The sequence below is a fragment of the Bacillus sp. 41-22 genome, from assembly GCF_025809295.1.
In the GTDB taxonomy this organism is placed as follows: Bacteria; Bacillota; Bacilli; order Bacillales; family Bacillaceae_G; genus Bacillus_A; species Bacillus_A mycoides.
Genome location: NZ_CP084035.1, coordinates 211,850 through 224,490 on the forward strand (window position 1 = coordinate 211,850; position 12,641 = coordinate 224,490).

The window sequence follows — 12,641 nt, forward strand, 5'->3', positions numbered from 1 at the left end:
AAGTCTCTTCACCCATTTTTGATAAACGTGTGAAAAGGGAGCTATTTGGCTTCCTTTTTCTATGACAAAAACCATGGGGAATGTTTCTTTCCCATGGTTTTTTATATTGAAAGGAGTACGGAAAATGACAATTTGTAGTGTAAATAATGTAAAGAAATCTTTTGGTGGAAACATCATATTTGAAAATATATCGCTTGAAATAAAGAATGGAGAACGTATTGGATTAGTTGGTCGTAACGGTAGTGGGAAGACAACTATCTTTCAGCTTCTAACAGGAATGGAGAGTTTGGATGCAGGAGCCATTCATATGAAGAAAGGTACATGCATCGGTCATGTAGCACAAATTCCAAAATTTAATAATGAAATGAATGTATATGATGTATTAAGCTCCGCTTTTAAAAAGGAAAAAGAGTTGGAGATAGAAATGCATGCTTTAGAAAAAAATATGGCGGAAGAACAGGAATCATCTGCTTTACAAAAATTGATGGAGAGATACGGAGTAATTCAAGAAAGGTACGCGTTTCTCGGTGGTTATGAAATAGAAGCGAATATTATGAAGGTAGCAAATGGTCTACAGGTGACGGAACTATTTCCAAGATCATTTATGGAGTTAAGTGGTGGAGAACAAACAAAAGTAAGCCTTGCGTATATGCTATTGCAGAAACCAGATCTACTTTTGTTAGATGAACCAACAAATCATTTGGACTTATTTGCAGTCGAGTGGTTAGAGCAATTTCTAAAAGAATATACAGGAACAGTTATGGTCATTTCGCATGATCGCTATTTCCTTGATGAAGTTGTAACGAAAATTTTTGATTTAGAAGATGGAGAAATTCACGTATATCATACGAACTATTCACAGTTTGTTGAGGAAAAGGAAGAAAGGCTGCTTCAAGAATTTCAAGCGTATCAAGAACAGCAAAAGAAAATAAAGAAAATGAAAGAAGCAATTAAGCGTCTACGTGAATGGGCAAATCAAGCGAATCCGCCGAATGAAGGATTGCATAAGAGAGCCAGAAATATGGAACGTGCATTAGAGCGCATAGAGAAACTAAAGAGACCCATTTTGGATAGAAAACAGATGGGACTTCAGTTTGAAGGGCAAGAGAGAAGCGGGAAAGATGTTGTTGTAATGAAAGAAGTGAGTAAAGGATTTGATGAACGGTCTTTATTCGAGAAAGTAAATTTGCATATTCGTTTTCAGGAGCGCGCAGCTATCGTTGGACGTAATGGTACAGGAAAGACTACGTTATTAAAACTATTACTAAAAGAAATGCAGCAAGATGCTGGAGAAATTCGGATTGGTAGTAGTGTGAAAATTGGTTATTTATCGCAACATGCGTACGGGAATATGAAGAACAATGTATTGGAAGCTTTCAGAGATTGCGTGGCTGTAACAGAGGGAGAAGCAAGACATATATTAGCTCGTTTCTTATTTTATGGTCCAGCTGTTTTTAAGAAAGTAACGCAACTTAGCGGTGGAGAAAAAATGAGGTTAAGGCTCGCGCAACTTATGTATCAAGATGTTAACTTTCTTATTTTAGATGAACCGACGAATCATCTTGATATTGAATCAAGGGAGGTTTTAGAGGAGGCCCTTGAACAATATAATGGGACGATTTTAGCTGTTTCACATGATCGTTATTTCTTAAATAAATTGTTTGAAAAGACATATTGGATTGATGAGCACAAATTATTTGAGTTTGCAGGGAACTATGCATGGGCTCGTCAAAAGTGGGAAGAAAGAATTGAGAAACAGGTAGTAAAACAGAAGCAGCAACAGCAAGGGAATAAAGCGTTAGAAGTAATGCCTATAAAAAAGAAGAAGTCTAGGGATTTAGAGGCAGTTGAAAATGAGTTAATGCATATAGAAGAAGATATATATGCACTCGAATGTAAAATGGAAAATGTAGTTGATGTTGAAATGCTTGAACAATTATATGAAGAAAAAACGAAAAAAGAGTTTTTACGAGCGGAGTTATATAATGAGTTAGAGAATATTGTGGAGTAAAGAAAATAGAATGAAAAAGAGCAAGTTGTTTCCTCATATTTTGGGGGAGGGCTTGCTCTTTTTAGTATAATGAAAGCGGAAAAATTGGTATAATTTTCTTGCTGCTGTGATAATAGAATGAACTTTAGGTCACTAAAACGTGGGGAGAATTTTATGTTAGGATATGCGCGGATTGCTACAATCGTCATGATTTGCTTAGTTTACGCAAATCATGTTTCACGTGAAACAGAAAATTTACAAATTTTTGTCGGTATTGCACTTTTTATTTATATTGTGAATCATATTTTGCTTGTAAAAGCAAAAGGGAGTAGGAAACTTGTTTTTTATACCTTGCTCACAAACGGTATTGTCACAGCGTTATTAGGGTTTTTATTTCCCGAGACATGTTTGTATTTAATTATATTTGGAATTGATGCGGTAGGATTATTTATTCATGATTGGCGTAAAAGGATGACTTATTTTTTTATCGCTTTTTTCTTTCTTTGTTGGTTTATAAATATACTACATACGTATCAACATACAGAGAGTCTGGAATTGGAGAGTAATGCAATTAACTTTATGTTTATCATTTTCAGTGCTTTAGCTGGAAACTTAATAAAAAAACTTACAGCTGCTCGGCAAATGGTAGATGAGCAATATGGGGAATTAGCATTATCTCATACAGCTTTAAAAGAAGCACATGAGCAATTACGTCTATATGCAAAAGAGGTAGAAGAATTGACAGCTGTTCGGGAGAGAAATGATATTGCCCGAGAAATTCATGATACTGTTGGTCATAATATGACGGCATTACTTGTTCAGTTACAACTGGCGGAGGTTTTATGGAAACAAAAATCGGACGCTACAGAAGAGGTTTTACATACATGCCATGGGTTAGCTAGAAAATCACTTCAAGAAGTGAGAGCTTCTGTGCATGCCTTAAAAGAGGAAAGTAAACTAGGGAACATAATAGAGAATATGCGTGAAATGTTACATGGATATTCTAAAGTGACGAAAGTACAAGTATCTTTTCAATTACAAGGAGATCCGGTTTTGATTCCATTGTCACTACAGCCTACGTTGCTTCGTATTATGCAAGAGTCTTTAACGAATGCAAAACGTCACGGAAAAGCTAGTTTATGTGAAGTGAGTTTAGTTTGTTCAGTGGAACAAGTTAAGTTATGTATTTTGGATAATGGTATGGGAGTCAATGAAGTAAGCCCTGGATTTGGCTTACTTAATATGAAAGAACGTGTAGAGGAGCATGGTGGAATCATTCAATTTGAGAGTGAAATAGAAAAAGGTTTTCGCCTAAAAATCGAATTTCCACTCCGAGAAAAAACATGGGTAATAGGGGGAGCGTTATGATTCGAATTATGATTGTTGATGATCAATCACTGATTCGTGATGGATTGGCAATGATATTAAATTTACGTCCGGAACTGGAAGTGGTAGGGACGGCTAGTGATGGGGATGAAGTCGTACAAAAGGTGAAACAATTACAGCCTGAAATTATTTTGATGGATATTCGGATGCCTCGTATGAATGGTGTTGAAGGAACTCGTTTAGTTAGAGAAAAGTTTCCTTATATAAAGGTTCTTATGTTAACAACTTTTAGTGATAGTGAGCTTATTTTTGAGGCATTAGAGCAAGGAGCGAGTGGTTATTTATTGAAGGATATGGAGACAGATGCAATCGCGCAAGCAATTTTAACGGTGCATAGTGGCGGGGTTGTGCTTCCTCAGGATATAACAGCGCAAATTATAGAGGAATTAAAAAAGACGAAAGTGGCAGTAGAGTGTAACCCACCAGAACAACTAAAACAATTAACTGAGCGAGAAGTAGATGTTTTAAGAGCAATTGGACTGGGGTTAAATAATAAAGAGATTGCCGAAAAGCTATTTATTACAGAGGGAACTGTTAAGAATCATGTTTCTAATTTGATTAGTAAGCTAGAACTGAGAGATCGAACACAAGCAGCAATATACGCAGTAAGGTATGGCGTCACGATGTACACATGACTTTTGGCATATATAAGTGTGAAAAAGCAGCAGAATTTGCTGCTTTTTTATTTTGTATTTCTATCTTAAGGGTGATGGAGAGAAGAAGAAATTTTTCTACAATGAAAGTGTAGATGAATACAAAGGGGCTGAATCAATATGTTAGTCATAGATCATATTACGAAATCATTTGGCAAGAAGGAAATCGTAAAGAATGTTTCTTTTGAAGTGAAAAAAGGTGAAACATTTGGATTGCTTGGACCAAACGGAGCGGGGAAATCAACGACGATATCAATGATTTGCGGGTTAATTCCATACGATAGTGGTGATATAAAAGTTGGTGGGAAATCTGTAAAAGAGTATCCATTAGAAGCGAAAAAGAAAATCGGTATTGTCCCGCAAGACATTGCGCTGTATCCGACACTTTCAGCAAAGGAAAATTTAATCTTCTGGGGAAAGATGTACGGTTTAAATGGAAAAGTTGCAAAAGAGCGGGCAGAGGAAGTGTTAGCTTACGTCGGTTTACAGGATCGGGGAAAAGATAAAATTGAAACATTTTCAGGTGGAATGAAAAGGCGTATTAATATTGGTGCAGCACTTATGCACGAACCAGAGTTATTAATTATGGATGAACCGACAGTCGGGATTGATCCGCAGTCGAGAAATCATATTTTAGAGACTGTTAAAAAGTTAAATGAAAAAGGTATGACGGTCATTTATACGAGTCATTACATGGAAGAAGTTGAGTATTTATGTGAGCGAATTGCCATCGTTGATCATGGAAAGGTAATTGCACTAGGAACGAAAAGAGAGCTATGTAATCGTCTAACAGATGGGTTTATGGTGAAATTGCAATTAAATCGCTACAGTACGGAACTGCTACAAAAGTTGAAGGCACTACCTGTTGTTGAGCGGATTATTTTTGACGAAGATAGTAGCACGATTGATATTGGACTAAATGGTGGCGAGGCAATTGGCATAGTTGTTTCAGAAGTTGTTGAAAACAAAGCTCAAATTTTAAAACTGGAAGTAAAAGAACCGAATTTAGAGGCACTTTTTTTACAATTAACAGGACGTTCACTTCGTGATTAAGGGGGTTAGTACGAGATGAGAAGTTTCATTATTGCATGGAAAGATTTAAAAATCCGTTTAATTGATCGGCGCGGATTTATGATGATGTTAATTATGCCACTTGTATTAACGGCCATTTTAGGTTCAGCATTAAGTAATGTATTTGAGAGTGGTGGACTACCGAAAACAGTAATTGGCTATTATCAAGAGGGAACGGATGAGTTTGCAGATGTCTTTCAAAAAGATGTATTGCAATCTAAAGAAATAAAAGATGATGTGAAAGTAAAGGTAGTTAACTCTCGGGAAGAGCTTGAAGATATGTTAAAGGAAAAGAAAATAGATGTAGGAATTGCCATCCCAAATAAATGGAGCGAACAAGTACAAGATGGAAAATTAAAAGAACCAAAGGTGCTTATAGACCCATCAAAAGATATACAAGCAAAAATTGCTGAGTCAATGATCCGCTCTTTTTCAGAACGTGTTCAAACAGTCGCAGTATCTACTAAAAGTGTTGTAACAGAATTAGCAAAATCTCAGCAGAGTGATGTAGCACAAGTTGCAAAAGAGGTAAGTGGAAGTCTACAGACGATAGCAACTGCAAGTGTGGGTAACATCCAAAAAGGAACGGTAGGAAAAAAAACAGTTGCAGCGATGCAATATTATGCAGCAGCAATGTTAGTCATGTTTTTACTATATAACATAACAGTAGGTGCAAAGTCAGTTGTAACAGAGCAACGAACTGAAACGTTGGCGCGTTTGTTCAGTACACCGACGAGCTCATTTTCAATTTTATTCGGGAAGTTTTTAGGTACATTACTATTTGCCTGTATACAATTTGGAATATTTATAGTTGCTACACACTTTATGTTTCATGTGGAATGGGGCGCAGATGTGTCTCAAATAGTAGTGTTGGGAATTTCTTATGCAATTTGTGTTTCTGGTTTATCTATGTTAATCGCCGCTTTTATTCGTGAGGAAAAAACGGCAGACTTAATGGGGGGAATCGGTATTCAAATACTAGCTATATTAGGAGGATCAATGTTACCGATTTACGTATTTCCCGATACACTTCAAACAGTTGCAAATATTGCTCCGAATAAATGGGCACTTACGAGCTTTTTAAATATTATGTCGGGAACATCTTGGGATGTGCTATTCCCTGTCATTTTAAGTTTATGTAGTGCAGGAATTATCTCCGTTATGATTGGAACGTTACGTTTACGTACGAGATAGGAGGGGAAATGATGAAGAAAGTTTGGGCGCTTTGTTGGCTAGAATTAAAACAAATTTTAATTAAGCCACAAAGTTATATACTCATGTTTGGAATGCCTATTATTTTTACACTCATATTCGGTGGACTTTTAGGCGGAAGTGGGAATGAGAAAGTAAATATTAGTTTAGTAGATAAAGATGGTTCTGTATTATCTGGCAAGTATTATGAGGAAATAAAGAAAAGTGATTTAATTTCTATAGAAAAGGTAACGTATAGGGAAGGGACACAGAGGATCGAAGATAAGAAAGCATCTGGTATAATCATCATTCCGAAAGATTTTCAAAAGAGTATGCTAGATGGAAAAGTAGAAAATATCCAATTTCAAGCCAGTGCTGATTTTACGGGTGGAACTTCTGTAGAGCAAGTATTAGCAAGTGCATTAAAAAAGATGGAGATAGAAGTTAGTGCAGCAAGAGATTTTGAGAAGAAAAGTAACACTTCGTGGGAAACGATGTATGAAACAATTTATACAAAAATAGATCCTGTTTCGATTCAAAAAGAATTGATTTTACACGATGATCAAAAGTTAAATAACGTTACAGGGCGAGCGGCAGGTTTTTCAATTCTATTCGTCATGATTGTCATGTTAAGTGCGACGGGAACTATTTTGAAAACTAGACAACTTGGTGTTTGGTCTCGTTTATTAGGGGCACCAGTTTCAAAAGTTCAAATACTAGCAGGATATATCCTTTCCTTCTTTTTAATAGGGTGGATTCAATTTGGTGTTTTAATGATATTAACGCATTCATTATTTGATGTGCAGTGGGGAAATTTATTAGGGGTTATTACACTCGTTTCAGTATTGCTATTAGCGGTTATTGGTCTAGCTTTATTATTGGCAAGTATCGTGAAAACAACAGAACAGCAGTCCGCACTAGGGAATATCGTTGTAATTTCAACGTGTATGATTGGTGGTCTTTATTGGCCAATTGAAATTGAGCCTTCATGGATGCAAGCGGCGGCAAATTTTGTTCCGCAAACGTGGGCGATGCGTGGCTTTACTGAGTTAATTGTAAGGGGAGGTACATTAGCTGATATAGGAGGATATATTGGTATACTCATTTTATTTGCAGGAGTATTTTTCGTAATTGGTTTAACAAGAATACGTTATGACTGAAAAAAGAAAGCAGAGTTACAGCTTTACGCGCTGAACTCTGCTTTCTTTTTGTGTGGTATCTTCCCTTGTTGAAATTATAATAGCGATCCCGAGCATAATAAAAAAAGCTAAAAAGAGGACGAACTTTGGGAAGAAAGGGAATAGTAATAACGCCCCGACTATTATGATTGTTAATAATACATAGTGCAGGACATATTGGAATAGGTTGTCCATATTTTCGCCCCCTTCTTGGTAGTTAATTGTTATTATTCTATGCGGGACTATTAGGTAATAGAAGGTGTTTTTTATTTTTTGAAAGACATCAATTAGCAAGGATTGACATAACTAGTGAAAAGGAATAATCTTGAAATTAATTCATACTATTTTTATAGGTAAAGTAAAGATAATTACAGAATTGGCGTTATGTTACCACTTAATAAAAAAACAGGAAAGTAAGGGTGAGAATTATGCGAAAGGTTTTTAAAGGGTTACTTTTTACGTTTCTTAGTACATCGGTTTTATTAGCAGGATGTGCTCAAGAAGAGACAAGTACAAATGAAGCAACAAAGATGCCGAAAGTAAAAGATGAGTTTATTAAAGCGAGTGACAAAGCAAAAAGTCCAGCAAAGGCAAAAGAAAGAAAGGATACCTTTGTAGTGGGAATGCCGAGCCCTGGCGGGATATTCCTTCCGCATTTTATGGAAAATGGGTGGGATGGTAATATAACACAAGCTATCTTTGCTCCTCTCGTTGGATTGGATAAGGAGGGGAAACCAATTCCAATTCTAGCGAAGAAATGGGATATTTCGGAGGATCAGCTTACATATACGTTTCATTTGAAAGATGATTTAAAGTTTAGTGATAGTTCACCGTTAACAGCGGATGACGTAGCATTTACATTAACTTTACTACATGATCCAACTTATAGTGGTGCAACGGACATAAGCCAAACAGCAATAAAGGGTGGGCAAGCATATAAAGAAGGAAAGGCTACATCTATTGAGGGGATTCAAGTCATCGATCCGAAAACAATTACGATTACAACTGAAAAGGTAAATGCCCAAACATTATCGTTAATTGGTGGAGAAGTTATATCAAAAGCTTATTACGGTAAAGAATATAAGCAAGGGAATTTAGAGTATTTAAAAGAGTTATATGGAAAACCGATGGGAGCAGGAGCTTATAAACTAGATAAATATATTCCAGGTCAAGAGGTTCGTTTTGTAGCAAATGAAAATTATTTTGAAGGTAAACCGAAGATTGAGCACTTTATTTATAAAATTACAAAAGGTGATACGAAGCTGCAACAATTTCAAGCGGGCGAAGTAGATTATGATGGCTTCACGACAAATGCGGAGACGATTGAACAATTAAAAGAGTTAGGCTTTGCTAATGTTAATGTGTATACGGGAAGTTCATACGGTTACATTAAAATGAATTATAAGAAGTCATACTTTAAAGATAAACGTGTACGCCAAGCGTTTATTTATGGATTAGAGCGTCAAAAGGTCATTGATACATATTTCCAAGGATACGCTTCACTCGTTAATGTACCAATTACACCAGTTTCGTGGGCGTATACAGAAGAAGGAATCAATAAATACGAATATAATTTAGAAAAGGCGAAGAAATTGCTCGATGAAGCTGGGTGGAAAGCTGGATCAGATGGTATTCGTGAAAAAGATGGCCAAAAATTGAAGGTAAGTTATTTTGCTTCTTCTGCAAGTAAAATCAATGATGTGATGATCCCCGTTATGAAGGAGGATTATAAAAAGATTGGGGTAGATTTCAATCCTGAATACATGGACTTTAATACGATGATTTCCAAGGTAATTAAAGGAGATTATGATTTAGCGATGGTCTCCACACCGATGATTGATGATCCGAGCGGAACAATTGAGGAGTTTGTTTCGACAAGTAAGCGTAATTATGATGGATATCATAATCCGAAAGTAGATGAATTAGCTAAGCAGGCATTAGAAACATTGGATATTGAAAAACGAAAAGAAATCTATAAAAAACTATATCAAGAGTTAAGTGAAGATCCACCTGTTATTTTCTTAAACAATAGTAAAGTCGTGTCTGCACATAATGCACGAATTCAAGGATTACAAGAAGATAATTATAATGGTATTTTGTTAAGTTTACCTAAATTGAATATTGCTCAATAATTTCGAAAGAATTATCGAAATATTTATATAGAAATAATTGACAAAATATACTGAAAGATATAAGCTAATAACTATAAAGTCTACCGGAAAGGTCGGAATAAGATTGTTACCCCTCAAAAACAACTATTTTTTTATAACCAAAACCGACTTTTCCGATTGGCTATAAAATGTTGCTGTGGGAGGCATACATTAGGCAAGCAGTTCATAAGGTGTAATTATTAAAAAAAAGTTAGGGTGGGGACAATGAAGAAAAAGACAAAAAAATGGGCTGGTGTATTTTCGGTATTACTGAGTAGTTCGCTTGTGTTATCTGCTTGTGGGGGACAGGAGGATACGGCTTCTACAGAACCAGTAAAACAGCAAGATTTAAAAAATATAAAAGTTGAAAATATTGCTGCGACAGATAAGACGAAAGTACCAGATAAAGCGAAGAATAGAAAAGATACGTTAGTAGTTGGCATTAGTAAACCAGGCGGCGTATTTTTACCATATTTCCAACAAAATGGTTGGGATGGAAACGTCACTTCAGTTATTTTTGCATCCCTTGTATCTACAGATAAACAAGGAAAACCAACTCCAGAATTAGCTGAGAAGTGGGATATTTCCTCTGATCAGTTAACATATACATTCCATTTACGTAAAGATTTGAAATTTAGCGATGGTTCACCATTAACAGCAGATGATGTAGCGTTCACATTGACGCTTTTACATGATAAGGCATATGAGGGTGACAAAGACATTTCTCAATATGCTGTTAAAGGTGGTAAAGAATATAAAGAAGGAAAAGCAACTTCTATTGAAGGAATTCAAGTTGTTGATCCACAGACAATTAAAATTACAACTAAAAAAGTTAATTCACAGGCACTAACAGCCTTAGGTGGAGAGGTATTATCAAAAGCTTATTATGGAAAAGATTACAAACAAAATACAAGCTTAGATTACTTAAAAGCGTTATATGAAAAACCGATAGCTGCGGGTCCATATAAATTTGAAAAGTATATCCCAGGGCAAGAAGTGCGATTTGTAGCAAATGAAAATTATTATGCGGGTAAACCAAAAATTCCAAACTTCATTTATAAAATTACTTCTGGTGATACGAAGCTTCAATTATTCCAAACAGGTGAGGTTGACTACACTGGCCTAGGTACTGGTGACGAAGTTCTTGAACAGGCTAAGGCTTTAGAATTTGCAAATATCCAAATCGAAACAGCAGCGTCATTTAGCTATATTTATATGAATAATAATAAGCCGTACTTAAAGGATAAAAAGGTTCGTCAAGCACTTATTTACGGATTAGATCGTAAAAAATATGTTGATACAGCATTGAAAGGATACGGTACGGTAGCTAATGTACCAATTCATCCAACTTCTTGGGCTTATACGGAAGAAGGAGTTAATAAATATGAATACGACAAAGAAAAAGCGAAAAAATTATTAGATGAAGCAGGATGGAAAGTTGGTTCGGATGGAATTCGTGAAAAGGATGGTCAAAAATTAAAGCTTTCTTATTTCGGCCCAAGTTCGGCTAAAGATAGCGATTTATTAATTCCGATTGCAAAAGAGAATTATAAAGAAATAGGTGTAGAATTTAACCCTGAATTTATGGACTTTAATACTATGCTTTCGAAGGTAAACAAAGGTGATTATGATTTAGCTTCTGTTTCGACACCAATTACAAGTGATCCGAGTGAAACAGCTGGTGAATATTTGTCGGGTGTCAATGAGAAGAGTCTTGGTTATAAAAATACAAAAGTAGATGAGTTAATTCAAAAGGGTATTGAAACGGTAGATATTGAAAAACGTAAACCAATCTATAAAGAACTGTATAAAGAATTAAGTGATGATCCACCAGTAATTCTATTAAACTATCGTAGAACAATTACTGGTTATAACGGGAATATAAAAGGAATTGACCCTGAAAAATACAATAGTATTAGTGCAAACTTACCAGCTCTATCTATCGAAAAATAACGAGAAGAATGTATAAGTAGAAGACATTTTTTCATTCGGCAAGTAGTGTGCCGCTTTGAAAAAATGTTCTTCTATTTTAAGCATAAGATTGGAGAGAAAAAGGGTGAAAACATATATCATTCGTAGGCTGTTACAAATGATTCCTACACTGTTGGGGACATCGATTATTATCTTCTTCCTGTTCGCACTTCTTCCAGGAGATTATATTGATTCAAACCCGAAGATTACACCGGAAAGAGCAGCTGAACTTAGGGAATTGTATGGATTGAATAAACCAATTGTTGAGCGATATTTTCACTGGCTAGGTAATGCATTGCAGGGGGACTTTGGTTTTTCTCTTCAATATCAAGAATCTGTAACGTCATTATTAAATAAATTTATATGGAATTCGTTTATTGTTGCGATTATTGCATTGTTCTTTATTTGGCTAATTGCACTTATTATCGGTGTATTTTCAGCGACAAAGCAACATTCTTTATTCGATAAGCTTGTAACAATTGGTGTATTTGCAGCGATGTCATTTCCTTCATTCTTTATCGGTTTGTTTTTAATTAAAGTGTTTGCGGTTGACTTTAAGCTGTTACCGATAGGCGGGATGATTGATGTTGGGAGTAATTCAACTGGGCTTGCTTACGGAATAGAAGTTGCAAAGCATATGGTTTTACCCGTATTTATTTTAACTCTTCTTGGAGTTGGCTCATTAACTCGTTATTTTAGAACGAGTATGTTAGAGGTTGTACGGCAAGATTACATTCGAACGGCTAGAGCAAAAGGTTTAAAGGAGAAGACCGTTATTTATAAACATGCATTAAAAAATGCAATTTTGCCGGCTATTACATTGCTTGCATTTGAATTACCAGGGTTGTTTTCAGGGGCAATTATTATAGAACAAATTTTCAACTGGCCAGGTATCGGTAATATTCAATTAGAAGCACTTAATTTTCGTGATTATACGGTATTAATGGCATTTACGATGTTTCTTTCGTGTTTGACAATTGTTTCAAACTTTTTAGCGGATATTGTATATGCAGTTGTTGATCCACGTATTCGGTTGAAGTAAGGGGGGGAA

The 12,641-nt window shown here is 35.6% G+C and carries 10 protein-coding genes; 9 read left to right on the plus strand and 1 reads right to left on the minus strand.

Features of this window, described 5'->3' with window-relative positions:
* Window positions 1-124: 124 nt before the first annotated feature.
* From abc-f to LCF45_RS01245, 6 genes are all read left to right on the plus strand, one after another.
* Window positions 125-2,011 carry a ribosomal protection-like ABC-F family protein gene (gene abc-f, locus LCF45_RS01220; protein WP_002124786.1) on the plus strand — a complete coding sequence of 629 codons (1,887 nt, stop codon included), beginning with the start codon at window positions 125-127 and terminating at the stop codon, window positions 2,009-2,011.
* A 153-nt stretch (window positions 2,012-2,164) separates the two neighbouring features.
* Window positions 2,165-3,358: a sensor histidine kinase gene (locus LCF45_RS01225; RefSeq protein WP_000902013.1), complete on the plus strand. Its 1,194-nt coding sequence runs from the start codon at window positions 2,165-2,167 to the stop codon at window positions 3,356-3,358.
* On the plus strand, window positions 3,355-4,011 hold the full coding sequence (locus LCF45_RS01230) for a response regulator (RefSeq protein ID WP_000619338.1): 657 nt from the start codon (window positions 3,355-3,357) through the stop codon (window positions 4,009-4,011). The genes LCF45_RS01225 and LCF45_RS01230 overlap by 4 nt, the downstream gene beginning before the upstream one ends.
* A 138-nt stretch (window positions 4,012-4,149) precedes the next feature.
* Window positions 4,150-5,082: an ABC transporter ATP-binding protein gene (locus tag LCF45_RS01235; RefSeq protein WP_000960163.1), complete on the plus strand. Its 933-nt coding sequence runs from the start codon at window positions 4,150-4,152 to the stop codon at window positions 5,080-5,082.
* Between the two features lie 15 nt (window positions 5,083-5,097).
* Window positions 5,098-6,294, plus strand: a complete 1,197-nt coding sequence (locus tag LCF45_RS01240) for an ABC transporter permease (protein WP_002124787.1) — start codon at window positions 5,098-5,100, stop codon at window positions 6,292-6,294.
* Between the two features lie 11 nt (window positions 6,295-6,305).
* A complete protein-coding gene (locus tag LCF45_RS01245; protein WP_002169304.1) occupies window positions 6,306-7,451 on the plus strand; it encodes an ABC transporter permease in 1,146 nt (381 codons plus the stop codon).
* A gap of 15 nt (window positions 7,452-7,466) precedes the next feature.
* Here LCF45_RS01245 and LCF45_RS01250 read toward each other — a convergent pair whose 3' ends face one another.
* Window positions 7,467-7,664 (minus strand): hypothetical protein, encoded by a 198-nt coding sequence (locus LCF45_RS01250; protein ID WP_002115459.1) that lies wholly within the window; start codon window positions 7,662-7,664, stop codon window positions 7,467-7,469.
* Window positions 7,665-7,897: 233 nt separating this feature from the next.
* Here LCF45_RS01250 and LCF45_RS01255 point away from each other — a divergent pair, with 233 nt between their 5' ends.
* The 3 genes from LCF45_RS01255 to LCF45_RS01265 all read left to right on the plus strand — a co-directional run bounded on the left by LCF45_RS01255 (window position 7,898) and on the right by LCF45_RS01265 (window position 12,632).
* On the plus strand, window positions 7,898-9,601 hold the full coding sequence (locus tag LCF45_RS01255) for an ABC transporter substrate-binding protein (RefSeq protein ID WP_002124791.1): 1,704 nt from the start codon (window positions 7,898-7,900) through the stop codon (window positions 9,599-9,601).
* A gap of 243 nt (window positions 9,602-9,844) precedes the next feature.
* The gene (locus LCF45_RS01260) at window positions 9,845-11,572 is read left to right on the plus strand and encodes an ABC transporter substrate-binding protein (protein WP_002169302.1); all 1,728 of its coding nucleotides are present in this window, start codon (window positions 9,845-9,847) and stop codon (window positions 11,570-11,572) included.
* Between the two features lie 103 nt (window positions 11,573-11,675).
* Window positions 11,676-12,632, plus strand: coding sequence for an ABC transporter permease (locus LCF45_RS01265; protein WP_002091399.1), 957 nt, complete (start codon window positions 11,676-11,678; stop codon window positions 12,630-12,632).
* Window positions 12,633-12,641 lie beyond the last annotated feature (9 nt).